This window comes from Planococcus liqunii (assembly GCF_030413595.1).
In the GTDB taxonomy this organism is placed as follows: domain Bacteria; phylum Bacillota; class Bacilli; order Bacillales_A; family Planococcaceae; genus Planococcus; species Planococcus liqunii.
In genome coordinates this window covers 3,780,367-3,804,579 of sequence record NZ_CP129238.1, presented here as the reverse complement: position 1 = coordinate 3,804,579, position 24,213 = coordinate 3,780,367, and the positions used below count along the sequence as shown (strand labels likewise).

Here is a 24,213-nt window from a genome sequence, read left to right as displayed (position 1 = left end):
CAAGGAAAGGAAGAGCCCGTCTTGGAAATGAAAAACTCGATCACCATCCGTCCATACGAAGAACGCGATTTCCCGGCAATCCATGAACTGAATAAAGCAGAAGAGTGGAGCAACCTGGTAGAAAAGCAAGAAGACACGAAACAGGCCTGGGGCCATTCCAACGCCGCTTTTATTGCAGAAAAGGATGAAGTGGTGGTGGGCTGCCTGCGCGGCCTGACGGATGGGCATGTCACCTTGTACGTTGCAGAGTTGATTGTGGATGAAAAACTGCGTGGAAACGGTGTAGGCAAAGAACTTCTTGTGTATGCCCACACGCTCTATCCGAAAACCCGTATTGAATTACTGACAAGCAGTACGTCCAGCTCGTATTACGAATTGCAGGGGTATCGTCCTTTTTACGGCTTTAGAAAAAACATTTCTGAATAAACCGTTAGAAGTACCTGCTGCGCGGAAAACATCACAGCGCAGTTGTTTTAAAAAAGTGGACCAGCGAGGGAAGTGCTCTTTTGCCGGTCCGTTTTTATGGAAGAAGAAAGGGGGTATAATGCAAAAAAAAGAGAGACCGGGGGATGCGTACATGAACCATTTCAGATTATACATACTGCTCGTCATGATTATGTTTGCATGGGGAATGAACGTACCGGCCATGAAATACCTGACTTCGCAGATGGGTCCGGTGACAATGACATCGCTGCGGATCTTTTTAGCAGGAGTGACGGTCTTTACCATCCTGGCTGTCTTTAAAATGATCCGCAAACCGGCTAAAGGAGAATGGCCGTTGGTAATGATAGCTGCTGCACTCAACGTGGTGGCTCATCACTACTTGATTTCAATCGGCATTTCATTGACGAGCGGAACAAATTCAGGACTCATTATCGGAACAAGCCCTATCATGACCGCTGTCTTCAGTCTGCTTCTGTTGAAGCTCAGCCCATCGAAATGGCAGTGGCTTGGCTTTGTTCTGGGGTTTGCGGGTGTCACTGCCACGGTGCTGGCCGGAAATGCGGAAACGAGTGCCGGTTCGGCTGGCGATTTATACATATTGCTGGCCATTGTGGCTCAAGTATTAAGCTTCATGGTTATCAGCAAAGCTTCGAAAACTTTGGATCCGCGCCTTTTGACGGCGTATATGTTCGTTTTTGGGTCAATCGGCATTTTCATCATCAGTCTCCTCCAGGAGCCGGGCGAATGGAGGCGTTTTGCCGAGATGGAACCTAAGTTTTGGGCGATTCTTATTGGATCTGGGATTATCGCCACCGCACTCGGCCACATGCTCTACAATCATGCCATTGGCGAAGTGGGGCCTTCCAAAGCAGCTATTTTCATTAATTTGAACACTTTTTTTGCCCTGCTTGGTTCAGCCTGGTTTCTTGGAGAAACCATCACGTATCACCACATGGTTGGTTTTGTCGTCATTGCCTTGGGTGTGCTGTTCGGTTCAGGCACCGCGGAAGAACTATGGCGGATGCGCATTCGATCAGCAAAATGATAAAGGAGTTGTCCCAAAAGTAATTTGGAACAACTCCTTTGCGAGAAGCAAAGGACTGCCCCATAAGTCTATTAGTCGACTTATGAGGCAGTCCCTTTTTTGCGGGTTATTTCACGAAATGTGTACGGTCTTTGAACCAACCATAAAACTTTGCGCCTGTTTCACGTGGAACGTCTTTCAGTTCAGTGGCAAGAAGAGGTTTGCTGCGGTTGTGGAAGTGAAGGCTCGAAACGCCGAACTTCCGCTGCAGCCAACTGTGCGTGACCTGGATTTCCTGTACTTTTACCCGCTTTGTCAATAAGGTATTTGCTGAAAATGCACCTGTCCGAATCTGGATAAACCGTTCCGTTAAACTATAGCGCGTATAGCGGTACTCCAGGAATCGGGCAACGATGAAAATCACTAAAATCGGAGCCGACAGCCAAAGCCATTCTGTTTTAAAAACGGCAAGAGCGACTGTTGCGGCAATCCAGAAATAGTAAGGGCGCAGGAGCCGAAGCCATAAAACGCTTTTTGGCAAGGCTTCCATCGAACCGGCAATCTGATACTGCGGCAGCAGCTCCTCCACAAGGCGATAAGCTTCTTTCACAGGGAGGAACGGGAAAAGGGAATTGATTTCTGCATCATCGTCCCCGACGCTTCCGGCACTAACCAGCTTCACTTCTGCCATTCCGAGAAGGCGTTTCAAAAAAGGCTGTTCAATTTTAATGGCCTGGACTTTGTCTTTTCGGATCGAGAATTGGGTTTCCGTAAAAACGCCTTTGCGGATATAAATCCGTTGCTCATCAGCGGAAATGACGAATTTTCCGTATTTGGAGTACGTGGTGACAAATCCGATGACCGCTGAAAGCAGGAGGGCTGCTGCGAGAACAGGGACAAGCAGCCAAAGCCGGGATGCAAAAAAAGCGAAAACAGACTGGGATGTTTCATCCAGGTTGAAAAAATCATCGAATTGAAAATACAGCGAAAAGAGAATCGGGAAAATAGCGAACATGCTTAAAGACGTAAAGGCGGCCTTCACTAAATCTTTAGTGCCTGCTGTGAAGTGAACCTTGCGTTCAGGAAGCGGTGGCGGGGCAATGGCCTCTTCTTCAGCTACCGAGTTAGGCGGTTCTGCATGCACCCGTTTTGCTTCTTCAACAAGCCCTTTGATCCGGTCGGCTTCCGCATGGGACAATACCGGAAATTTTACAGCGGCATCTTCTCCAGTTGTACCGGTTTCAAGCGTCAGCGACGTCAGTTTTAACATGCGATGCAAAAAGTTGGTGGTCTGCTGGACGTTTTGAATCCGCTTTAGCTCGACATTGCGCTGATTTTTGACGAAAATTCCAAGGTATAACGTAACGGTGGTTTCGGAAATTTCATAGCGGGTGTATACCCAATTCAAAAAAATCTTAATGACGGAAAAAACCAGAAAAGCGATAAACAAGCCTTTCAGCGTCAGGATAAAAGCCGAGTTGCTGCCGGCTTTCAGGATAAATAGATAAAAAATGACGAAAATGCTCCCTTTCACCAAAGAAACGAGTTGAAATAACGGCCAGCTAAAATGGAATTGCTGTTTTTCGGCTTCCATCATGGAGCCACATCCATTTCTTCATCGCTGTCTTTGATTTTTGCCAGAACTCCGATTTGCGCGCGAAGGGCAAGCGCCTGTTCTTTCGGGATGGCCGGAATTTTGTGGGAAGAAGTGACGGTTCCGATTGTCAGGTCATACAAATCGTATTTTCTCAGGAACGGCCCTTGGTTGGTCGTTACGTATTCCACTTTGGCCATAGGGATTAAGGTATGGTGCGTGTTGAATCGCCCGTACTGCAATTGAATATACTCTTCATCGATTTCGTAGCGCCAGGTTTTTTGCAGCCATGCGGGCTCAAACCATACCGAGTAGAAGGAAGAAAGCAAAGAAATTCCGATTGCTCCCCATAAAAGCCAAGTGACCCATTGCCACCAGCCGAAATGATTGCCGGCAAAAAGAAGCACGCAAATTACCAGAAACACGATGGCTTCCATTATGAAGTTGGACAACCGCCAAACACGGACCGCATCAGGGGAAATCCTTCGAGTGGGTTCTTCTATATTTATATACATATCTTTCACCTCCTCTTTTATACGGCAAAGAGCAGGAAAATGTTTCATTTATCTGGAAATAAGTAAAAGAAAGGGAAGTGAAAAATGATGAAGGGTGAAAAAATTTACCTGCGAAAGCTGACAGTGGATGATTTAGAGGATTTAGTGGACATGGAAATACGAAACAAAGAACTGTTTGAGCGGTTTTCCGTCACTCGCCGTCCGGATTTCTATTCAATTGAAGGGCAGGCGCTCCGGCTGCAGATGCAAGAAGCAAGCTGGCAGAACGATGACCAGTACAACTTCGGTGTTTTTTTAAATGAAGGGGATGTGCTGGTGGGTTCGATTAATCTGGTTCAGGTGGTTCGGGGGCCGGTCCAAAGCGCCATTATGGGCTATACCATCGACCAGGACCATAACGGCAAGGGGTATGCGACAGAAGCGGTCCGGCTGCTGGCCGAGTACGGATTCCGCGAACTGGGGCTGCATCGCATTGAAGCGGGAGTCATGCCGCATCACGAGGCATCAATTCGCGTCCTGGAAAAAGCCGGTTTCCATAAAGAAGGCATCGCTAGTAAAAATGTCCAGATCAATGGCGTCTGGCAGGACCACCAAATTCTGGCGATCATCAATCCAGAAGATTAAGGGCAGAGGCTATACTGGGCTGAGCAACTCTTTTGACTCTTTATTTCAGCAGTGGTAAGTTATGCTCAGTGACTTACTAAAAGTAAGCTGAATTTAAGGAGGCAACACCATGACAGTCAATGTAGAATCCCCGGTAGTGAAAGTAATGCAAGAAAGAAAATCAGTGCGGGCATACGATCCGGACTTTAAAATTTCAAAGGAAGAATTGGAAGAAATGCTGGCGCTTGCGTCAACTGCTCCTTCTTCAAGCAACTTGCAGTCTTGGAATTTCATCGTCATCCAGGACCAGGAAGTGAAAAAAGAATTGCGTGCGATTGCCAATAACCAGGCTCAGGTTGAAACATCTTCAGCCATCATCGCCGTTCTTGGCAACATCGATGCGTATAAGAACGTAGAAAAAATCTATACGCAAAATGTGGAAGAAGGCCACATGGATGAGTCCATCAAAGAACGGACCATCGAAAATACGTACAAAGTGTATCCGAATGCTCCAGTGGAAGCGCGGATGAACATCGCCTCATACGACGCCGGTTTGATTTCAATGCAGTTGATGCTGATTGCCAAAGACCGCGGCTATGATACCATTCCAATGGGCGGCTTCGACAAAGCGAAATTTGCGGAGCGCTTTGAGCTGCCGGAACACCTCTTCCCGATCGTATTGATCGCAGTCGGAAAAGCAGCAGCGCCAGCTTTTGGCACATCCCGTTTGCCGCTTGAAGACATTGCACGTTTTATTTAAAGAAACGAAAGGCCCGCTGTGCTTAAAAGCACAGCGGGTCTTTTTTATTTGCCAAAAAACAGGAGAGTCGCAAAGGAATGGCGAAAAAGGGATATACGGAATTGAAGGAGGAGTTGCCATGGAATTTCCGGCGCTTGAAACCGAAAGGCTGGGGCTGGTGCACATCGGCCAGCAATATGCTGATTCTTTTTATCACATCATGTCCCGGGAAGACGTGACCCGCTACTACGGCATGGATCCATTGATCAATGTGCAGGAAGCAGCCGCGGTCATTGAGTCGTTTCAGACGCTCTTTGAAAGCAAACGGGGAATCCGCTGGGGAATCATCTTAAAGGAAAATGGAGAATTCATCGGCACGATCGGTCTGAACAATTTGAATGTGCGGGCCAAAAAATCCGAAATCGGCTATGAACTGCATCCCGATTATTGGCGGAAGGGCTTGATGCAGGAAGCGGTTCAGGCGGTGTTGTTCTATGCATTTGACCACTTGGACTTAGTGCGGATGGGGGCCGTGACGTTTCCGGATAACGGGGCATCGAGCCGGCTTCTGAAAAAGCTTGGGTTCATGGAAGAAGGAAAGCTGCGGAGTTACCTGTACCAGGGAGGCCAATCGCACGATGCCTTGCTGTTTTCCTTATTAAAATCAGATTGGACGAAGTAGGATGAGACAAATTATTGCACTTGGCGGCGGGGGATTTTCAATGGAACCAGACAATCCGCTGCTCGATCGATACATATTGGACCAATCCCAAAAAACTAGTCCGAAAATCTGCTTTGTCCCAACGGCTAGCGGAGATTCCGACACCTATATCGCCAATTTTTATCGCTTTTTTGATGAACAGGATTGCGAGCCGTCCCATTTGTCGCTGTTTAAACCACCCGCTCAAGATCTGGAAGCGTTTGTTTTGGAGAAAGATATTATTTATGTGGGCGGCGGAAATACAAAAAATTTATTGGTGCTCTGGAGAGAGTGGGGATTGGATGCGATTTTGCGGAAAGCCTGGGAGCAGGGAATTGTGCTGGCAGGCATCAGTGCAGGTTCGCTGTGCTGGTTTGAAGACGGAGTGACCGATTCTTACGGGGAACAGTTGGAGCCAATCCAGAGCCTTGGCTTTCTTAAAGGCAGCAACTGTCCGCATTACGACGGAGAAATAGATAGAAGGCCTGTGTACCAACGGCTTATTGCAGCAGAAACTATTAAAGGCGGCATCGCTGCGGATGACGGCGCAGCTCTCCATTACGTAGGCCAAGACCTGCACCGGATTGTCAGTTCGCGGCCGAATGCCCATGCTTACCGTGTGTTCCTCGATGGGCAATTACATGAAGAGGCACTGACGGCAGAATTTTTGGGTCCAAACTAGCATGAGGGAGCGGGGCAGATGATTAAGAACTTACAGACGAGCCATTTGCCGATGCAAAGCCAGCCCTTGAAATTGCCGGATGTATTGCGGACTTTTCTGCTGCAATTTGCTGTCCATAAAAGGAGTAAAAGGAGCGCGTTATGTTAAAAAATAAACAGGATATCGTGTCGGCCATCCAGCAGGATTGCTGGAGGATGGAAATTCTGAAAGCCGTTAAAACACTTGAATTACCGGATTGGTGGGTATGTGCGGGATTTGTGCGCTCCAAAATATGGGACGACCTTCATGGCTACAGCGAACGGACGCCTTTGCCGGACATCGATGTCATTTATTTTGATGAAAACGCTACAGAAGAATCGGAAGAAAAGAAATTTGAACAACAGCTGCGGATACGGATGCCGCATCTCCCGTGGTCGGTCAAAAATCAGGCACGCATGCACCGGATTAATGGCCTTGCCTCTTATCGCTCTTCGGTCGATGCCATTTCAAAATTTCCGGAAACCGCAACGGCTCTGGGTGTGAAACTGGATACAGAAGAAGGGCTCGTGTTAACGGCGCCCTGCGGCGTACAAGATGTTTTGCAAATGACAGTGAAGCCGACACCGCATTTCCAGGCGAACGAGGAATTGGCGGCCATTTACGAAAGCCGTTTGCAGAAAAAAGACTGGAAAGCCAAATGGCCAAAAGTGAAAGTACAGCCTTTAAAGCACCAAGTGCAGGAAAAGGGAGAAAAGCGGGGCAGAAGAATAAAAACAGCAAGACTGGAATTCCGAAAGTACCAGGATGAAGATTTTGATTTTCTCTGCTCCCTTTTAAGCGATCCGGAAGTGGTCCGTTTTATTGGAAACGGACAGACGCGCAGCCGGGAAGGGGCATTGGAGTTTTTGTATTGGATTTATCGTTCATACCGCGAAAACCCCGAACTCGGGCTGCGGCTTTTGGTTCGCTCGGAAGATGATGCACCGATCGGGCATGCGGGACTTGTCAAACAAAACATCGAAGGCAGAGAAGAGCTGGAGATCGGCTATTGGATTGCCAGGGATTACTGGGGGCAAGGCTATGCGACGGAAGCGGCCGCCGCGCTCCGTGATTACGGCATGGAACAGCTTGGCAACAAGCGGGTGATTTCACTGATTCAGCCGGAAAATCTCGGATCCAGAAAAGTGGCCGAACGGACTGGGCTGGCATTGGAAAAAGAAATTCGATTGTCTGGAAAGGACGTCTGCGTATACGCGCTGGAAACAACAACTATAGAAGATACTCAGGAGGAACAGAATGTTAAACAAACAAGGCTTTGATTTATGGGCAAACGATTACGATCAGACTGTGCAAATCAGTGAAGAAAATAACCAGTATCCGTTTGCAGGGTATAAAGAAATCCTCAATACGATTTTTAACGAAGCAATGCAAACAGAATGTTCCCATGTTCTCGACATCGGTTTCGGCACGGGCATACTCGCAAGCAGGCTGTACGGGGAAGGCCACCAGATTGACGGCGTGGATTTTTCCGCTGAGATGATTGCCATTGCCCAAGTAAAAATGCCGAAAGCGAAATTGATTGAAGGGGATATCGCAGAAGGGTTGCCGGCGGAATTGAAAGATGAAACTTACGATTCCATCATCAGCACTTATGCGCTCCATCACTTAACGGATGAAGGAAAAGTGGGCTTTATCCAGGAATTGCTCCCTTCATTGGCGATAGGCGGAAAAATCTACATCGGAGATATCGCTTTTGAAACACGCGGCCAATTGGAGCAGTGCAAAAAAGACAGTGCCGGTTATTGGGACCACGATGAATTTTATTTTGTCTATGAAGAAATCCGTGAAGCATTGAAAGGAATTTGCCGCTGCGAATTCCATCCGGTGTCGCATTGCGGCGGAGTGTTCGTGCTTTCGGTTTAAAAGAAGGAGGGGCTGGAAAGATGGATCAGTTCATGGAACGAGCAGTGGAATTGTCAGTACAGAATGTCCGGGAAGGCGGCCAGCCGTTCGGTGCGGTTTTGGTCAAAGACGGCGCCGTCATAGCGGAAGGCGTCAATGAACTGCATAAAATCCAGGATGTCAGCGGCCATGCAGAAATGCTCGCCATTCGGCGTGCCCAGCAGGAGATGAACGTGGATAACTTGGCTGGAAGCATCATGTATGCGAGCGGAGAGCCGTGCCCGATGTGTTTGAGTGCGATGTATCTGGCTGGAATCGAAACCGCTTATTACTGTGCTTCCCTTGAAGAAGCGGTACAGGCTGGGCTTGGAAAATCCAAGATCATTTATGAAGACCTGCAGAAACCTGCGTCAGAACGCCGTTTGTCAATGGGGCAGATGCCGCTGGCGGAAAACCAGGACAACCCGATTGAACTTTGGGTTCAGCGAACGAATAAGCCATGAAAAGATAGAATTCGGACCGGCTGCACATCCCGAAAGTTAGAGTTGAAAAACTAACTTTCGGGGTGTTTTTTTATGCACTTTACATCTTGCAGCTGCCTAAAAAATGGGGGGATATGGCTTAATGATTGGTTCAGCGGGTAAAAGGGGGTTAAAGATTGAAGGAGGGATATATGATGGATATTAATCAGCCAAACTCCAGCAGCCGGTTTTCGGGAAAGCAAAGCAAACCGTATAAAGGCAAAATCAAGTTAAAGAACTTGAAAGACCAAGTCATAGTCATTACCGGTGCATCGAGCGGCATCGGCTTGGTGACAGCCAGAATGGCTGCGGCAAAAGGGGCGAAAGTCGTAGCGGCTGCCCGCAATGAAGAAGCATTACAGCAACTGGTTGAAGAACTGAAAGAACAGGGGCATGAAGCCGTTTGGGTGAAAGCGGATGTCGGCCGTGAAGAAGATGTGCAGCGAATCGCGGAAACAGCGATCAGCAAATTTGGAACGTTTGATACTTGGGTCAATAATGCGGGGGTTTCGATTTTCGGGAAAGCGATGGAAGTCAGCATCGATGATATGAAGCGGATGTTTGACACGAATTTCTGGAGCCAGGTTTACGGCTCGAGAATTGCCGTCAATCACTTTAAGGAAAGAGGCGTTCCCGGTGCCTTGATCAATGTCGGCAGTGTATTTGGAGACCGGGGAGTGGTAGTGCAGTCGACGTATTCGGCAGCCAAATTTGCGGTGCACGGCTGGACGGAAAACTTGCGCATGGAACTGGAAAAAGAAAAGGCACCAGTGTCCGTCACGCTGATCCACCCGGGAAGAATCGATACGCCTTACAACGAGCATGCCCGCAGCTATTTGGAGAAACAGCCGGCGCATGTCGGAATGATTTATCCTCCTGAAGCTGTAGCAGAAGCAATTCTTTTTACAGCGGAGCATCCAAAACGGGACATGTATGTCGGCTTCCAGGCGAAATGGGGAGCCATTGTTGGCGGTCTGGCGCCGCGCCTGACAGATAAAGCAATGGAGCTCACATTGTTCCGTACGCAGCAATCGGAACGGCCATCCCGGTCGGTGGAAGACAACGCTTTATATGAGGCAGGCTATGGCATGCATGAAAGAGGGACGCATGTGGGCTGGATTCGTTCCGGCAGCTGGTATGTGAAAGCCGCGAAGCACCCGGTCCTTACAGCCGCCGCCATTGCAGGCGTCGGTTCGCTTCTATGGAACGCCGCTGCCAAATCCAAGGACTGATTAAAGAGAACACTGCGACTAAAAAACAATACGAGAAGGAGCACCATCTGCCCGAGTGGATGGTGCTATTTTTATGCATCCGCTTTCCAAGTGGAAGCCGAATCCTGGGAATCAGGAGGGTTTGCAATTTGTTCAGCGGGGAAAACCACTAACAATAAAGGTAACTAAAAGAATTGATGAAATTTAATGAAGGGGGGATGTGGTCTTATGCCTAAGGAAAAAACACTGCAAAGCGAAATCGGAGGCTATCTTTCTACATTGCTGCGCACGCATTTCGGTAAAGGCCCGACATCGACATACGTGACAATTGCCCGGCCATTTATCACCGTCCATCTTCGCGGTTTTTTAGCGCCTACGGAAAGGATTCTCGTGGAACAGCAACAATTTAAACGGGTACTCGAAACACGCGACTTGCTGATGAATGAACTGAAGCAAGAAATCAAACTGAACTTATGGAAAATTGCAGAACTGGATGCCAAAGAAGTCTATGCAGACTGGCATCTGGAACAAAAAACCGGAATGATTATCGTGGTGCTGAACGAAGAAGAGGAGCAGGAAACCTGGCAATGGCCGGAAGATATAAAGGAAGAGGAACTTTATAGACAAGTGAAAATCGGCAGTATAGAAGCGCAAAAAGAACCGGAAGAAACATATATTTATTGGTTGAATGAACGGACAGTCTTAATCCGGCGTTTTGGCATTTTGCTTCAACTTGAAAAAGAACTGATAAAAAACGGTTTTAAAGAACAGCTGAAAATTGCCAAAAGGCCTGTGGAGTATACAATAGTGGCAGAGTCGAATATACAGCAAACCTTAAACCGCAATATCCTCGAAACCTTTGTTGATTGGAACTTTGAAACTGACATTGGTTATATGGTGCTTATCCTGGAAGCGCAAGAAAAATAGCAGGAGGATTTGTTCCGTTAAGTCTGAAAAAGGAGTGCCGAAATCGGCACTCCTTTTTTATGTGATAGCCATCCGGAATCTTTAATCGATCAAAAGGGGAACTTCATGGCAATATGGACACTTTACGTATGAATGAGTGTTTTCAAGATCTTTAATATAATCCTGCGAATCTGTAAATTCAATGGCATCTGAAGGAATACGGTCAACTCCACAATTGTCCAGGGAATAGCGCTGTTCATGAACATGCTTTTTATGGTGGTCAACTACATATTTCATTGAACTCTCCGCCCTTTCTTTGATATAACTACAAAAAAGCCTAAAAGAATCCTGGGACTCTTTTCGGCGTTGTTTACAGCGCTAGTGTCTGCCACATCCAACCAAATGGTGAATTCCTTTATTTTAAACCCGAGCAGCTGCTCGTGATCTTCACTTGCTAAATCAGAAACGCTAATTGTTTTCCGATTGTCTGTACTATACCCGCCTATGTAAAAGGGCTAAACCTTATTGGCCAAAACAGATGGCAAAGGAATTCTGAAGATTGCCACTCCAGTTCGGCTTCTGATATAGTGAGGGTGAGGGCAGTATCCTAAGCGAACTGCACCGGCAAGGCCACACGAAGCAATTGAATAGTTCTGCCTTGATCTGAAAATGACAGGGACGGAGAAACCTACTTGATAAATTTCTGCCCGTCTGTCCAATTCAGGACAGACGGGCTTTTTTAGCCGGTTTTCCTCCCGGAAGGAGAGAAAGAAATGAAGAACACAGCCTCATTCATCAAGATGAAAAAACAAAGTGAAAAGATCGCCATGCTTACTGCCTATGATTATCCCTCCGCCAAATTGGCAGAAGAATCAGGAGTGGATGTCATTCTGGTCGGGGACTCCCTCGGCATGGTCGTGCTGGGGTATGATTCGACAGTAAAAGTGACAGTGGAAGACATGATCCATCACGGAAAAGCGGTGCGGCGGGGAGCGAAAGACACGTTCATCGTGGTCGATATGCCGTTCGGTTCCTATCATGGAAGTTTGGACCGCAGCCTCCAGCAGGCCATGCGGATTTTCCAGGAAACCGGTGCTGATGCCTTAAAACTGGAAGGCGCCGATGAAGTGCTGGAAGTGATTCGTTTGTTGACGCGCACCGGCATTCCGGTAGTGGGCCATCTCGGATTAACGCCGCAGACGGCAGGCGTGCTTGGCGGCTACAAAGTGCAGGGAAAAACTGCGCATGCTGCCCAGAAACTGCTGGAAGATGCCAAGGCGTGCGAAGCTGCCGGCGCTTGTATGCTGGTCCTTGAGTGCATTCCTTATCAATTGGCACGCGAAGTGACCGCGGCCTTGTCGATTCCGGTGATCGGCATTGGGGCAGGGGCGGAAACGGACGGACAAGTATTGGTTTACCACGACACGTTGAAATACGGCTCTCATCATCTGCCGAAGTTTGTGCGTTCATATGCAGAAACGGGTGAAATCATGAAAAATGGGTTGAGCGCTTACGTGGACGAAGTGAAATCCGGCGCTTTTCCGGCAGAAGAACACCGTTTCACAATGAAAGAAGAGGAACTTCAGCAATTGTACGGCGGCAAATAAAAGCTGAAATCGTATTTTGCTTGCTGTGAATCGTATTTCTGAACTAACTGGTCGTATTTTAACCGTTCCGGGTCGTATTTGCTGGAACCTCAACAAATCGATCTCGAAATATCAAAAAGGCTGCCCCAGTGATTGACCGGGGCAGCCTTTTGAATTTATTGAATATAAGGTGCCGGGTTGACTGCGTTTGAACGCGCGCCGTTCCAAGAACCGATATGGATTTCAAAGTGAAGGTGAGGGCCGGTCGAACGGCCTGTGCTTCCAACTTCACCGATTTTCTGGCCTTGTGAAACTGCCTGGCCAACTGATGTTCCGACACGGCTCATATGACCGTAGACAGTGGCATAAGAACGTCCGTTGATGGAATGCGTCAAGATGACAACATTTCCGTATCCGCCCATATAGCCGGCATACGATACGTATCCGCTTGCCGAAGCGCCGATTGGTGTGCCGGTAGGGGCTGCGATATCAAGCCCTAAATGCGATTCAGCTCCTGCGCCAATGTCACGTCCACCGAAGCCCGATGAGTAGCGGCCTGCAGAAGGTTTAATGAATGTAGAACTTCCGGCTTTAGGCATGGAAGCGTGCGAAACAGCTGAAACGGAACTTGAGTTGGCAGCTGCTTTAGCCGCTTGTGCTTTTCTTGCAGCGGCCGCTTCACGCTGGCGCTTCAATTCCGCTTCTCTTGCAATTTTTGCAAGGCGCGCCTGTTCTTTGGCAATCTGGCTTTCCAGTCCTGCACTGATGTTCATTTGTTTCTGATGTTCTTTTTCAAGTGCCGCTTTTTCATTCGCCAAACGGGTCTGTTCCGCGTTCAGTTCCTTTTCAAGCTGAGCCTGTTCTTTTTTCTGGCCGTCAAGCGAGTTTTTCAATCCGACAAGTTCAGCCTTCCGGACTTCCTGCTCTGCCAATTTCTTTTCAACTTGCGCTTTTTGCTCCGCCAGCAGCTTTTTATCTGCGGCTTGTTCGCGCATGATTTCACGATCTGCTTCGATCAAGGTATTAACTGCTGAAAAACGGTCGATAAAATCAATGAAGCTGTTTGCGCCTAGCAAGACATCTATGTAATCCACGGATCCGCCGCTCAATTGGATCGCACGTGCGCGTTCCTGGAGCAAAGCGGTTCTTTCATCAATTTTGCGCTGCAATTCAGCGATCGAGGCCTGCAAAGCGTCAATTTCCGCTTTGGTCTGGTCGATTTGAGCTTGTACATCGTTGATTTTGTTTTGGGTTTCCTGAATTTTGCTGTCCAGCTCGAAAATTTTTCTGGCGATTTCTTCAAGTTTCGAATCGTTTTGAGAAATTTCGTTTGCTTTTTGCTGAATTCCTGAGTTCAATTCGCCTTGCTTCTGCTCGACTTGCTGTTTCTTGTTTTCCAAGTCGCTTAGCTTATCTGCGCTTGCTTCAGGAATTGAAATTGATAAAGCCAATATGGCTGCGATGGCAGCGAGTACCCATTTTGATAATTTGTTCACGTTGCTTTTCCCCTTCCAACTATCTGCGGCGTAAGCCTTTTCTTCCTATAAAATCTTCGAGAAGATGTAATTAAATATTCTGTAAGGACAATGTCCTTAAAAAAACCGACAAAGGTATTGTACCATCATAAAAAACTATTTTTTATTACAGTTTTGTATCAAATAGTTTAAGGGGAGTAATATTGGGTAAAGCGAATAATTAAGCGAAAAAACAGAAAAAAGCCTTTGCTGCATTCAATAGCAAAGGCTTTTGTGAAATAATTTTATGATTGTTCTTCTTTTTCTTCTGTCCGCACAATCAAAACATCGCATTTAGCGGCGCGCACAATGCGTTCGGAGACGCTTCCCATGAAGATGCGTTCAGCGGAGTTGGTGCCGGTGGCTCCACAGATGATCAAATCGATGTTGAATCGGCGAACCAGATCAACAGGGATGAGCGTTTTTGGGGAACCGACTTCAATGACGATATTTACATCAGGCACGCCAGCTGCAACAGCTCTCGCCCGGTAGTCTGTCAGCAATTTTTCTGCATATTTTATAGATTCCTCGACAAATTCACGGCCGTAGGATTCGATGGTTCCAAAAGATTGGTTATCAATGACACTTGTTAAGTATAAGATAGCTTTGTTTCGTGCAGCAATGCCAACGGATTTCTTGAAAGCCAGTTCGGCTTGTTTGGAACCGTCCACCGCCACCAAAATTTGTTTGTATAACATAGTCATAGCAGCTTCCTCCTTCTCTATACTAGTTAATTTCGGTAAGTGGACAAACAGTTCCTTCTTTTCCTGAAATTTTTAAGGGAGATTTGTCCAATTTATGGAGGGAAGAGGAAAATACAACAGCTAACGAAGAGCGGATATGGTACGATATTAATCAATAAAATGCAGAAATCAAAGGCATAATCGAGGTGATTGTATGGTCAAGAAAACACCAGGTGCAGAAATATCTTCGGAGCTGAAAGAATTGCTGTCCATCCGCCATTTGACGAAAGAGTATAAAAAAGGGGCGTATCTGTTTCGGGAGGGCGATTCCGTCAAAGGCGTTTACATCCTCCGCTCCGGAAAAGTGCAGATCGGCAAAGTGACGCCGGAAGGACGGGAATTAACCTTGCGGATTTGCGGGCCGGGCCAATTGGTAGGAGAAGTCACGGTTTTTTCAGAGCATCCGCTTTATATGCTCGATGCCAAGGCGCTAGAAGATGTTAGCTGCATCAAAATCGCCATACAGGACCTGGAAGATGCATTGCTTGAAAATGCGCGGCTGGCTGCCGCTTTTATGAAGTGGATGGGCATTGACCAGCAGAAAACCCAGACAAAATTCCGGGATCTGATGCTTCACGGCAAAAAAGGAGCGCTGTATTCTACACTGATCCGGCTGTGCAATAGCCATGGCGTGGAAAAAGGCGATGCCATCCTGATTGACTTGGTTCTGACCAACCAGGATTTGGCGAATTTCTGCGGCATGACACGGGAAGTGGTGAACCGGATGCTAAGTGACTTGAAAAAAGAAGGGAAACTTTCGGTGGTCGATGGGAAGCTGCTGGTTCGGGATCTCCGCCATTTAAAAGATGAAATCAATTGTGAAAACTGCCCCATTTCGTTGTGCAGGATCGACTGACCAGGCCAAGAAAAAGGCAGTTGGGCGTAAAGCCGGCTAAGAGGGGCATAAAAAAGAAAAGCTGGGCATAATGATCCCGAACTTGGGCATAAAACGAAGAAGTTGACCGAAAAAAAGTCCGGTGCGGCTTCTTTTTTTTGTCTAAAAATTGACAAGAACTATAAAAAATCACACAGGTGTGAGAAAAGTCACACTGCCTTATGTTGGAAAAGATTACTCTGTACTCAAGAGATGAACAATAAGAGGTGAGGGAAATGAGCAAAAAAACCGAGGAACACGAAGTCGACTTAAGAGGGACGCTGATCAGTGTATTTTTTGTCGGGATTGTCATTGTTGCCATGTGGGTGGCTGTGTATTTAATGTATGTCGCAAGATAAGCGGAAGCGCTTAAACCAAGTGGAAAAAAGGGAGTAGATCAAGATGCATCTTCATAAATACGAAAAAATTTGGCTGGCCTTTGGGGTAGCGGCGCTGGTGGTGTTTTTAAGCGTTGTCGGCGTCAGCGCATTTTCACATGACCACACCCCGGCAGGCGGGATGGAAACAATTGATCCCAAGAAAGTGAACGAAACGGCACCCTTTGACAACCCGGGAGTGACGCAGCTTGATGACGATACGTACCAAGTAGCAGTAGTCTCGATGGCGTTTGGCTATAACGCACCGGAGCTGAAAGTGCCGGCCGGAAAAGAAATCATTTTCAAAGTGACCAGTACAGACGTGGTCCACAGTTTTACGATTGACAACACAAAAGTCAATTTGATGGTCGTTCCGGGCCAGATTACAACCAAATCCTACACGTTCGAAAAGCCCGGCAAGTATTTGATTCTTTGCAACGAGTACTGCGGGACGGGCCACCATTTGATGTACAACGAAATAGAGGTGTATTAACATGATTGCTGCAAAAGACCGAAAAATTGCCTTATGGAATATCGGCGTCGCGTACACAGCCTTCTTGATCGGCACGTTATGCGGACTGCTTCAAGTATTTATCCGGAATGACGCTTTGCAGTTGCCTGCATGGCTTGATTATTACCAAATCTTAACCGCTCATGGCGTGCTTCTAGCTCTTATTTATACAGCATTTTTCATTTTCGGATTTTTTGTTACTGGTATGAGCAAAACGCTTGGAACATTCGGCCCGAAAGTCTGGCTGTTTTCCTGGATCGGTTTCTGGGTAACCCTGGCCGGTACGGTACTGGCTACGATTATGATCGTTTCCGGAGAAGCGTCCGTTCTTTATACGTTTTATGCACCGCTGAAAGCAAGCGGCTGGTATTACGTCGGACTGGCGCTTTATGTAATCGGCACATGGATCAGCAGTTTCGCGTTGATTGCCCATTACCTGGTATGGCGCAAAGCGCATAAAGGCGAAATGAGCCCGCTGTTCGCGTTCATGACGATTGCGACGCTTGTGTTGTGGCTGATCGCTTGCCTGGGCGTTGTGGCAACGGTTCTCTTCCAGTACATCCCATGGGCATTCGGCTGGACCGACACCATCAACGTTGAACTGAGCCGCTCCCTGTTCTGGTATTTCGGACACCCGCTCGTGTACTTCTGGCTGTTGCCGGCATACATGGCGTGGTATTTGATCGTACCGAAACTGCTTGGCGTAAAAGTATTCAGTGATTCCTTGGCCCGTTTGTCCTTTGTCTTATTTATTCTGTTCTCGATTCCGGTCGGCTTCCACCATCAATTGACCGAACCCGGCATTTCGAACTTCTGGAAATTCCTGCAGGTTGTGCTGACGTTTATGGTAATCGTCCCGTCGCTTATGACCGCTTTCTCGATGTTCGCCACTTTTGAAACATCAGGGCGTAAAAAAGGCGCGAAAGGCTTGTTCGGCTGGTTTGCCATGCTGCCTTGGAAAGATGTACGCTTTACATCGATTTTCATCGCGATGGCGTTCTTTATTCCCGGCGGCGCCGGCGGCATCATCAATGCCAGTTTCCAATTGAACGAAGTCGTCCACAATACGCTTTGGATCGTCGGGCATTTCCACATCACGGTCGGTACGCCGGTTGCGATGACATTTATGGGCATGACATTCTGGCTGATTCCGTATTTGACCGGCCGCAAGTTCACTAAATCGATGCAGACGCTCGGCTTTGTCCAAATCATCACCTGGTCTATCGGCATGCTCTTGATGTCAACTGCGCAGCACGTACTGGGGCTTCTCGGAGCGCCGCGCCGGACCGCCTATTCTTCTTACAACAACCATCCGGCCGCACTGGAATGGTTTGACGGCATCCTGACCAGCCATGTGACGATGGCAATTGGGGGAAGCATCCTGTTCATATCCGCAATGATGCTGATGTATATCGTGGTCATGACCATGTTCCTATCGCCGAAAGCGGAAAAACCGGAAGACATTGTCGAGTTTCCGCTGGCCGACAGCGACAGAGAAAGCTCGCCGAAGTTTTTGGAGAACTGGAAAATCTGGATCGGCATTGCATTTGCCTTGATTTTAATCGCTTATGCGATTCCGCTTAGCAGCATGATTCAGCACGCACCGCCTGGCTCAGAAGGACTTAAAACTTGGTAGGAGATGATAAACATGTTCACGATGGTCTTATCTTTAATGGTAATCTTCACCGTATTCACAGCCATGCTGGTTGAAGTGTCCACAACAGAAGAGTAGAAACCGACAAGCTTTCTTCCCGCTGCAAACGGGAAGAAAGCTTGTTTTGTTCGGAGTGGTTGGACTGGAAGTTGTATTCTGTTGGAATGTTCTTTATATTTTAAGGAACAGACGAGAAAATGGGGCATGGATGATGACATTGATTGATTGGATTTTTACATTGATTGGAGCAGTTTGGATCGCTGAATTTCTGCTGTTCCGGAACCGCGGAACTGCAAGCGATCCGGTGGAAAGAGGTTCATTTTACCGGATCTTGACGGTTTTGCTGGGAACGATTCTGGCGGCCTTTTTGCTGCAGGAAATGCAGGGCAAAGAGATTGCACAGATTCTCAAGATTGTGGGCACGGTCCTTTTTGCGGCGGGCGTTTTTCTCCGTTTCTGGGGCATCCTGCACTTAAAGGCGCAATTTACGCGCCATGTGACGGTGCGCGAAGGTGATGAAATCGTCAGTACGGGGCCTTACCGGAAACTGCGCCATCCGCTTTATACCGGCCTTTTTTTCATCGCTGTCGGCATGCCGCTTTATTTTACCAGCCCGATTGCGGCGGTTGCAGGCGGAGCATTGATGATATGGGCGCTTTTGAAGCGGATCGACTACGAGGAAAAACTCTTGATCGAGAAATTCGGTGTACAGTATGAAGAGTGGATGAAGGAACGTGCGCGGCTTATTCCGTTTCTTTACTAGAATGCAGGCTGAATATACCCCTTTTTTCGCTTGAACGGCGGAGGAGGGGCTATTTTTTCAAAAAAATTCTTGCTTGTTTAGAAGAATAGGCAAAGGGGCGAAATGAGTTGGCAATAAAGTTGGAGAGAATGCAATTGGAGGATACATACCGGCTTTTTAATATGCAGTACGCGGCTTTTTTGCCATTGCTTGAAAAATACCAGGATTACAATACGAGCCCGGCAAATGAATCAATCGATAAATTTGCTGAACGCCTGATCCGGCCCGACAGCATGTTCTTTAAAATCATCGAAGACGGCCAGCTATGCGGCGCAATACGCGTGCACTGGAAAGAAGAAGGCCGCTTCTGGGTCAGTCCTTTGTTTGTTCATCCCGATTGCCAGGGACGCGGAATCGCCTCAAAAGCAATGGAATTGGCGGAAGAACAGTTTCCGGAAGCTGTGAGCTGGGAGCTTGCGGCGATCCTCGAAGAAGAAGGCAATTGCCGGCTGTACGAAAAAGCCGGCTACGTCCGGACTGGCGAAATGCAGCAATTAAATGATAAGGCGACGCTCGGCTATTTTAAAAAACTGCTGAAGGATGTGGAACGGTGAACTATGCCATCAAGCCGCTTGAAGGGTTTACGGAAAAAATCGGGGAACTGGCTTTTATGCTTGAACACTCACGCAGCATTACACTGAATGACGTAAAAGAACTTCAAACGAGCGAATTGGATTTCATAGAAGAAGCCGGCGGCAATTCAATCGGCGCGCTGCTTGCCCATATCGCGGCCATCGAGAAAGTGCATCAGCTGATTTCATTTGAAGACCGGGACTTTACCGAAGAGGAATGGCAGCAATGGGGAGCGGCGATTGAACTGGGGGACGAGGCGCGTTCAGAATTCCAGGGAAGAACTTTGGCTGATTATTTAACCGGGCTGGAACAGCTCCGGTCCGCAACGCTCGACAAGCTTCGGACAAAAGATGACAGCTGGCTTTACGAAGAGCGCTACTGGCCGAACGGTGTGCCGTACAATAATTACTATCTCTGGTTTCACGTCATGGAGGATGAAATCAATCACCGGGGCCAGATCCGGACTATCAAGCGGCGATTGCGGAAAGGGTGAAGGGTATGGAAAATGAGCTTTCAACACACCGGTTTTACCTAAGGGAGTTCGAAAAAGGGGATTGGCCGGCTGTCCACCGGTACGCTGCACTCGAAGCCGTCAGCCGCTATCAGCCGTGGGGGCCCAATACAGAAGAAGAAAGCCGGAACTATGTCGAGCAATTGCTGGAACAGGCCGCAAAATCCGACAGGGTCCAGTTTGCTTTTGCCTTGGTTTGGAAAGAAAACGGCCAGCTGATCGGTGCTGGGGAACTGTTTCTTCAAGATCGGGCAAACCGTGTCGGAGAAATCGGCTATATCCTTCATCCGGATTACTGGGGGAAAGGAATTGCCACCGAAGTGGCGGAATTGCTGATTAACTTCGGATTCAGCAAACAGGGCCTCCACCGGATTTATGCCACATGTGATCCGGCAAATGCTGGATCTAAAAAAGTACTGCAAAAAGCGGGCATGATATGGGAAGGGACGCTCCGGGAAAATCTGCGCATGAAAGACGGCTGGCGGGATTCGCTGGTTTATGGAGTGCTGGAACAGGAATGGCAAAGCAGGTCGGATTCTTCCTGGCTGAGCGAATAAAACCCACCTCTCTTCCAGCCGGAGAAAAAAGTTCACTCTGACTGCCAGATGTGATAAGCTTTATGTCATCGCGCTATAACAGGGCAACAGTACGGGAGTGATAACATGCCTAAAAAAGATAAAGCAAAAAGCGGAATTGGACAGGGAACCGGCAAAAAAGGCTGGACGCGCTGGCAAACAGGCGCTAAAAAAGCGAAAAATGCCAAACCATATACGAGCAAAAACAAAAAAGCGAACGATCTAAAGAACAAAAACCAGCCGAAGGATGAAGGATCAGGCTGGGTTGACGTGGATTGATGGAAGACAAGCTGCCTGAAGGGGCGGCTTTTTTTGTGCAATAAAATAAAGTAGTAATGCGAGCATATCATTTTACATCGTAGGCGATTCAGTTTAATGTAAATCGTGTACGATACAAATGTATTGGAGGAATTAAACAATGAAAACACTTTATGAAACAACGATCATTAACACTGGCGGCAGACAAGGCGAAGTATATTCTGAAGACAATATCTTCTACATGGACGTAGCAAAACCACAGGCACTGGGCGGCGAAGCGACAACAGCGACCAACCCTGAACAACTATTTGCAGCAGGCTATAGCGCTTGCTTCAACAGTGCATTGGAATTGGTTTTGGAACAGGATAAAGTGAAAGTGGAAAAAAGCGAAGTGAAAGCGACAATTTCTCTTATCGGCGACAAAGAAAATGGCGGCGTTAAATTAGCGGCCAAACTGGAAGTAACAATTACCGGCATTGATGATGAGCTGAAACACAAATACGTGGAAAAAGCGCATAACTACTGCCCGTATTCCAAAGCAGTCAAAGATTCCATTGATGTAGAAATTGTCGTTATCTAAATAGATAATGGATGTGGTTGAAATGAATCAGCTGTCGAAACTGGATCAGCAATTATGTTTTGAAGTTTATAAAGCATCAAGCAATTTCACAAAGATGTATGCACGGGTGCTCGAACCGTTCAATCTGACATTCACACAGTACCTGGTGCTGCTTGTGTTATGGGAAGAAGATCATTTATTGATGAAAGACATCGGAGAAAGGCTTGGACTCGGGACCGGGACGCTGAATCCGATCATCAACCGGATGATGGAACGCGGACGGCTTGTTAAAGAACAGTCGCCTGGCGACAAACGCGCTTTCATCATTTCGCTGACGGAAAAAGCAAAGGGCGAGCATCAGCCGATTGAACAGGCAGTCGCAGAAAAACTCATCGATTGCAATTTTATGGACGTCAACGCCATCACGCTGATGAAAAACTTGAAAGAATTGAACGCTTTTTTCAGCGACATGGATTTGTAGAACGGCAGAGCCAAAAAAAGGAGTGATGTACAATGGGAATCTATGATTTAACCGTAACGGATGCAAACGGAAAAACTTACCCAATGAGCGAATACCAAGGAAAAACGATGCTGATTGTCAACACGGCAACCAAATGCGGACTCAGCGATCAATTCGACAGCCTTGAAAATCTGTACAAAACATATAAAGACCAAGGCCTTGTGGTTCTTGGCTTTCCTTCCGATCAGTTTGCACAGGAACTGGCAAACGCAAAAGAAGCGGAACAGGCATGCCGGATGAGCTACGGCGTGACGTTTCCGATGCATGACATCATTAAAGTCAACGGCAAAGAAGCGCATCCGCTGTTTAAATACTTAACCGACAACACCAAAGGGTTCCTCGGCAGCAGCATCAAATGGAACTTCACAAAATTCCTCGTCGATGGGGAAGGCAACATCATCGGCCGCTATTCGCCAAAGGACAAACCGGAGTCATTCGAAAGCGAAATTCGGAAAGTACTGGCGAAATAACAACACAACAGCCCATCAACGTCCCGGAGCAAGCCATGCTCCGGGGCTTTTTTATGCTTTGGTAGCAGAATGGCATTTTTCATCCAACCAGCTTGAAACTGCATCCGCCGTTTCAACAGGTTTATCCCATTGCAGCATATGGCCGGCATGTTCAATTTTCCGGATGGCTGCATCTTCAATGGCTTCCTGCAGCTGCATAATTCCCAAAGCCCGGGCACCATCCAATTGGGATGGTGAATCCGGATAAACCAGCAACAAGGGGACGTGAATAAAAGGATAAACGTCTGTAAAAGGCTCCCGGAAAAATGCCTGGATGATCGACAGCACAGTGAATTTAGACACCAGCAATTCAAATTCACCTTTTTCATTCTGGCGGAAAATCGTTTTAATGCCGCTTTCTATTCCGCTGTCCCATTCTTTCGTGTACTGCCTGTATTCTTCTATGACAGCTTGCCAATTCTGGAAAGATGCACAGTTGTCCATATAATCTGTCCAGCCGGAAAGGGCATAATCAATTGTCATTTCGGGCTGATTCTGGGGAAACGTAAAGCCGCCATCAAGAAGGACGATTCCGAGCACCCGGTCCGGATAATGCCGGGCAAAATGCAAAGCAAGGTCTGCACCCCAGGAATGCCCCATGACAAAAAACGGTTTCGCTGATAGCTGATCCACAACCTGCTTGAACCGAGCAGCTAAATTTGCAAACGAATACTCTTCTTCCCGGTCAAACGGTGCTGATTCTCCGTGCCCTGGACTGTCCAGTACGAGAAGCTGGTACCGGTCTGCCAACAGCGGAATCAGTTTGCCGAAACTGTAAAAACCGTTGCCTGCCAGCCCGTGAAAACAAACCAGGAGCGGCTTGCTGCCATCACCGTGCTTTTGGTAACTCACTTCTTTCCCTTCAATCTGCAATTTCAAGTTTGCCATATTCTTATCCTCCGTTTACGTAACCGTTTCTTCTTCTTAACTTCGTGCTTTCTGCAGCCATTCCTGCATCAGAAAATAAAAAGGGTTTCGCCTCAAAAAGAAGAAAGGGTAAAGAAGAGTGGAAGTGGGAGAAAGCGGAAAAACATTGAAAAGACTTGATGCGCTCGAGAAAATAAAGGAAGGCGGACTCACATGACGGAACAGGAATTTTACGACAAAGTCGGCAAAACGAACGGCTGGGATTTCAGCTCGGTTCGCTGCATCTCCGAAGGGATGGAATGGGATTTTTACGGAGAAGTGATAAAAAAAGCGAGCCCTTCCCATATCCTCTTGGATATCGGCACGGGCGGGGGCGAAAAAGTGCTGGAGATTGCGGGTTCTTTTTCTTTAATTGTCGGAATCGACAATTCGAAAGAAATGGTCCATACCGCGCGCGCCAATCTGGAAAAGTCTTCGGCAGCGAACGTACGGTTTTTCCAGCTGTCCGCGGAAACACTGGAATTTCCAGAAGGCTTTTTCGACTTGGCATCAAGCCGGCATTGTTCATTTGATGCTTTAGAACTTGCCAAGGTCTTGAAAAAAGGAGGCTATTTTTTGACGCAGCAAGTCAGTGAAGGCGACAAGGTGAATCTGAAGAAGGCATTCGGCCGAGGCCAAGGCTTTGGGGAAAAGGACGGATCCTTGAAAGAAATGTACATAAGAGATTTGAAAGCAGCCGGCTTTTCAAAAGTGGCGGCGTTTGAATACGACGCGGACGAATATTACAAGACGCCGGAAGACTTGATTTTTTTGTTGACCCATACACCGATCATTCCAAATTTCGGCGAGCAGCCGGGTGATTTAGCAGTGATGAATGCATTTATTGAAGAGAACCTGGGGGAACAAGGAATCCGCACCAATTCGAAACGGTTTTTGCTGATTGCGGAACGGTAAATCGAA

At 47.5% G+C, this 24,213-nt stretch carries 32 protein-coding genes and 1 pseudogene; 27 read left to right on the top strand and 6 right to left on the bottom strand.

Going from position 1 to position 24,213, the window contains the following annotated elements:
• The first annotated feature begins 27 nt into the window (after window positions 1–27).
• Both QWY22_RS18800 and QWY22_RS18795 read left to right on the top strand, forming a co-directional pair.
• Window positions 28–426, top strand: a complete 399-nt coding sequence (locus QWY22_RS18800) for a GNAT family N-acetyltransferase (RefSeq protein ID WP_300984435.1) — start codon at window positions 28–30, stop codon at window positions 424–426.
• 151 nt (window positions 427–577) lie between these two features.
• The gene (locus tag QWY22_RS18795; RefSeq protein WP_300982310.1) at window positions 578–1,489 is read left to right on the top strand and encodes a DMT family transporter; all 912 of its coding nucleotides are present in this window, start codon (window positions 578–580) and stop codon (window positions 1,487–1,489) included.
• 106 nt (window positions 1,490–1,595) lie between these two features.
• Here QWY22_RS18795 and QWY22_RS18790 read toward each other — a convergent pair whose 3' ends face one another.
• Together QWY22_RS18790 and QWY22_RS18785 are read right to left on the bottom strand one after the other, a co-directional pair.
• Complete coding sequence (locus QWY22_RS18790) at window positions 1,596–3,065, bottom strand: PH domain-containing protein (protein ID WP_300982309.1); 1,470 nt, start codon at window positions 3,063–3,065, stop codon at window positions 1,596–1,598.
• Complete coding sequence (locus QWY22_RS18785; RefSeq protein ID WP_300982308.1) at window positions 3,062–3,577, bottom strand: PH domain-containing protein; 516 nt, start codon at window positions 3,575–3,577, stop codon at window positions 3,062–3,064. The genes QWY22_RS18790 and QWY22_RS18785 overlap by 4 nt, the downstream gene beginning before the upstream one ends.
• Window positions 3,578–3,661: 84 nt before the next feature.
• Between QWY22_RS18785 and QWY22_RS18780 the strand changes: the two genes are divergently transcribed.
• The 11 genes and pseudogenes from QWY22_RS18780 (at window position 3,662) to QWY22_RS18730 (ending at window position 10,841) form a co-directional block, all read left to right on the top strand.
• Entirely contained in the window at window positions 3,662–4,201 is a 540-nt protein-coding gene (locus QWY22_RS18780) for a GNAT family N-acetyltransferase (RefSeq protein WP_300982307.1), read from the top strand.
• A gap of 109 nt (window positions 4,202–4,310) precedes the next feature.
• The gene (locus tag QWY22_RS18775) at window positions 4,311–4,940 is read left to right on the top strand and encodes a nitroreductase family protein (protein ID WP_036811191.1); all 630 of its coding nucleotides are present in this window, start codon (window positions 4,311–4,313) and stop codon (window positions 4,938–4,940) included.
• Between the two features lie 118 nt (window positions 4,941–5,058).
• The gene (locus QWY22_RS18770) at window positions 5,059–5,601 is read left to right on the top strand and encodes a GNAT family N-acetyltransferase (RefSeq protein WP_300982306.1); all 543 of its coding nucleotides are present in this window, start codon (window positions 5,059–5,061) and stop codon (window positions 5,599–5,601) included.
• Between the two features lies 1 nt (window position 5,602).
• Window positions 5,603–6,301: a Type 1 glutamine amidotransferase-like domain-containing protein gene (locus QWY22_RS18765; protein WP_300982305.1), complete on the top strand. Its 699-nt coding sequence runs from the start codon at window positions 5,603–5,605 to the stop codon at window positions 6,299–6,301.
• Between the two features lie 18 nt (window positions 6,302–6,319).
• Window positions 6,320–6,448, top strand: coding sequence for a hypothetical protein (locus tag QWY22_RS18760; RefSeq protein ID WP_300982304.1), 129 nt, complete (start codon window positions 6,320–6,322; stop codon window positions 6,446–6,448).
• A pseudogene (locus tag QWY22_RS18755) lies at window positions 6,442–6,996 on the top strand (nucleotidyltransferase family protein); the annotation flags it as partial. The gene QWY22_RS18760 and the pseudogene QWY22_RS18755, both read left to right, overlap by 7 nt.
• Window positions 6,988–7,599 (top strand): GNAT family N-acetyltransferase, encoded by a 612-nt coding sequence (locus QWY22_RS18750; RefSeq protein ID WP_300984434.1) that lies wholly within the window; start codon window positions 6,988–6,990, stop codon window positions 7,597–7,599. The pseudogene QWY22_RS18755 and the gene QWY22_RS18750, both read left to right, overlap by 9 nt.
• The gene (locus tag QWY22_RS18745; RefSeq protein WP_300982303.1) at window positions 7,577–8,203 is read left to right on the top strand and encodes a class I SAM-dependent methyltransferase; all 627 of its coding nucleotides are present in this window, start codon (window positions 7,577–7,579) and stop codon (window positions 8,201–8,203) included. The genes QWY22_RS18750 and QWY22_RS18745 overlap by 23 nt, the downstream gene beginning before the upstream one ends.
• Before the next feature lie 20 nt (window positions 8,204–8,223).
• A complete protein-coding gene (locus tag QWY22_RS18740) occupies window positions 8,224–8,685 on the top strand; it encodes a nucleoside deaminase (RefSeq protein WP_300982302.1) in 462 nt (153 codons plus the stop codon).
• A gap of 173 nt (window positions 8,686–8,858) precedes the next feature.
• Window positions 8,859–9,935: an SDR family oxidoreductase gene (locus QWY22_RS18735; protein ID WP_300982301.1), complete on the top strand. Its 1,077-nt coding sequence runs from the start codon at window positions 8,859–8,861 to the stop codon at window positions 9,933–9,935.
• 207 nt (window positions 9,936–10,142) lie between these two features.
• Window positions 10,143–10,841 carry a Na-translocating system protein MpsC family protein gene (locus QWY22_RS18730; RefSeq protein ID WP_300982300.1) on the top strand — a complete coding sequence of 233 codons (699 nt, stop codon included), beginning with the start codon at window positions 10,143–10,145 and terminating at the stop codon, window positions 10,839–10,841.
• Between the two features lie 81 nt (window positions 10,842–10,922).
• Here QWY22_RS18730 and QWY22_RS18725 read toward each other — a convergent pair whose 3' ends face one another.
• Window positions 10,923–11,117, bottom strand: coding sequence for a hypothetical protein (locus QWY22_RS18725; protein WP_300982299.1), 195 nt, complete (start codon window positions 11,115–11,117; stop codon window positions 10,923–10,925).
• Between the two features lie 476 nt (window positions 11,118–11,593).
• On the opposite strand from QWY22_RS18725, the gene panB reads away from it, so the two are divergent.
• Window positions 11,594–12,427, top strand: a complete 834-nt coding sequence (panB, locus tag QWY22_RS18720; protein WP_300982298.1) for a 3-methyl-2-oxobutanoate hydroxymethyltransferase — start codon at window positions 11,594–11,596, stop codon at window positions 12,425–12,427.
• Window positions 12,428–12,582: 155 nt separating this feature from the next.
• Here the strand turns inward: panB and QWY22_RS18715 are convergent, their stop codons facing one another.
• Both QWY22_RS18715 and QWY22_RS18710 read right to left on the bottom strand, forming a co-directional pair.
• Window positions 12,583–13,902, bottom strand: a complete 1,320-nt coding sequence (locus tag QWY22_RS18715; protein WP_300982297.1) for a murein hydrolase activator EnvC family protein — start codon at window positions 13,900–13,902, stop codon at window positions 12,583–12,585.
• 263 nt (window positions 13,903–14,165) lie between these two features.
• Window positions 14,166–14,624 carry a universal stress protein gene (locus QWY22_RS18710; protein WP_300982296.1) on the bottom strand — a complete coding sequence of 153 codons (459 nt, stop codon included), beginning with the start codon at window positions 14,622–14,624 and terminating at the stop codon, window positions 14,166–14,168.
• Window positions 14,625–14,817: 193 nt separating this feature from the next.
• Here QWY22_RS18710 and QWY22_RS18705 point away from each other — a divergent pair, with 193 nt between their 5' ends.
• The 12 genes from QWY22_RS18705 (at window position 14,818) to QWY22_RS18650 (ending at window position 22,347) form a co-directional block, all read left to right on the top strand.
• Window positions 14,818–15,519: a Crp/Fnr family transcriptional regulator gene (locus QWY22_RS18705; protein WP_300982295.1), complete on the top strand. Its 702-nt coding sequence runs from the start codon at window positions 14,818–14,820 to the stop codon at window positions 15,517–15,519.
• Window positions 15,520–15,773: 254 nt separating this feature from the next.
• The gene (locus QWY22_RS18700; RefSeq protein ID WP_300982294.1) at window positions 15,774–15,896 is read left to right on the top strand and encodes a cytochrome C oxidase subunit II; all 123 of its coding nucleotides are present in this window, start codon (window positions 15,774–15,776) and stop codon (window positions 15,894–15,896) included.
• A gap of 43 nt (window positions 15,897–15,939) precedes the next feature.
• Complete coding sequence (locus QWY22_RS18695) at window positions 15,940–16,407, top strand: cytochrome c oxidase subunit II (protein ID WP_300982293.1); 468 nt, start codon at window positions 15,940–15,942, stop codon at window positions 16,405–16,407.
• A 1-nt stretch (window position 16,408) separates the two neighbouring features.
• The gene (locus QWY22_RS18690) at window positions 16,409–18,061 is read left to right on the top strand and encodes a b(o/a)3-type cytochrome-c oxidase subunit 1 (protein ID WP_300982292.1); all 1,653 of its coding nucleotides are present in this window, start codon (window positions 16,409–16,411) and stop codon (window positions 18,059–18,061) included.
• A gap of 229 nt (window positions 18,062–18,290) precedes the next feature.
• Window positions 18,291–18,842 (top strand): methyltransferase family protein, encoded by a 552-nt coding sequence (locus tag QWY22_RS18685; protein WP_300982291.1) that lies wholly within the window; start codon window positions 18,291–18,293, stop codon window positions 18,840–18,842.
• Between the two features lie 107 nt (window positions 18,843–18,949).
• Window positions 18,950–19,435, top strand: coding sequence for a GNAT family N-acetyltransferase (locus QWY22_RS18680; protein ID WP_436836767.1), 486 nt, complete (start codon window positions 18,950–18,952; stop codon window positions 19,433–19,435).
• A gap of 56 nt (window positions 19,436–19,491) precedes the next feature.
• Window positions 19,492–19,947 (top strand): DinB family protein, encoded by a 456-nt coding sequence (locus tag QWY22_RS18675; RefSeq protein WP_300984432.1) that lies wholly within the window; start codon window positions 19,492–19,494, stop codon window positions 19,945–19,947.
• A gap of 5 nt (window positions 19,948–19,952) precedes the next feature.
• Window positions 19,953–20,522 carry a GNAT family N-acetyltransferase gene (locus QWY22_RS18670; RefSeq protein ID WP_300982290.1) on the top strand — a complete coding sequence of 190 codons (570 nt, stop codon included), beginning with the start codon at window positions 19,953–19,955 and terminating at the stop codon, window positions 20,520–20,522.
• A gap of 105 nt (window positions 20,523–20,627) precedes the next feature.
• Window positions 20,628–20,819 carry a DUF3934 domain-containing protein gene (locus tag QWY22_RS19615; RefSeq protein WP_053166660.1) on the top strand — a complete coding sequence of 64 codons (192 nt, stop codon included), beginning with the start codon at window positions 20,628–20,630 and terminating at the stop codon, window positions 20,817–20,819.
• A 139-nt stretch (window positions 20,820–20,958) separates the two neighbouring features.
• Window positions 20,959–21,378, top strand: coding sequence for an organic hydroperoxide resistance protein (locus QWY22_RS18660; protein WP_300982289.1), 420 nt, complete (start codon window positions 20,959–20,961; stop codon window positions 21,376–21,378).
• 22 nt (window positions 21,379–21,400) lie between these two features.
• Window positions 21,401–21,838: a MarR family winged helix-turn-helix transcriptional regulator gene (locus tag QWY22_RS18655; RefSeq protein WP_300982288.1), complete on the top strand. Its 438-nt coding sequence runs from the start codon at window positions 21,401–21,403 to the stop codon at window positions 21,836–21,838.
• A gap of 32 nt (window positions 21,839–21,870) precedes the next feature.
• Window positions 21,871–22,347 carry a glutathione peroxidase gene (locus QWY22_RS18650; RefSeq protein WP_300982287.1) on the top strand — a complete coding sequence of 159 codons (477 nt, stop codon included), beginning with the start codon at window positions 21,871–21,873 and terminating at the stop codon, window positions 22,345–22,347.
• Between the two features lie 51 nt (window positions 22,348–22,398).
• On the opposite strand, the gene QWY22_RS18645 is transcribed toward QWY22_RS18650, so the two are convergent.
• Window positions 22,399–23,274, bottom strand: a complete 876-nt coding sequence (locus QWY22_RS18645) for an alpha/beta fold hydrolase (RefSeq protein WP_300982286.1) — start codon at window positions 23,272–23,274, stop codon at window positions 22,399–22,401.
• Between the two features lie 192 nt (window positions 23,275–23,466).
• On the opposite strand from QWY22_RS18645, the gene QWY22_RS18640 reads away from it, so the two are divergent.
• Window positions 23,467–24,207, top strand: coding sequence for a class I SAM-dependent methyltransferase (locus QWY22_RS18640; RefSeq protein WP_300982285.1), 741 nt, complete (start codon window positions 23,467–23,469; stop codon window positions 24,205–24,207).
• Window positions 24,208–24,213: the final 6 nt, after the last annotated feature.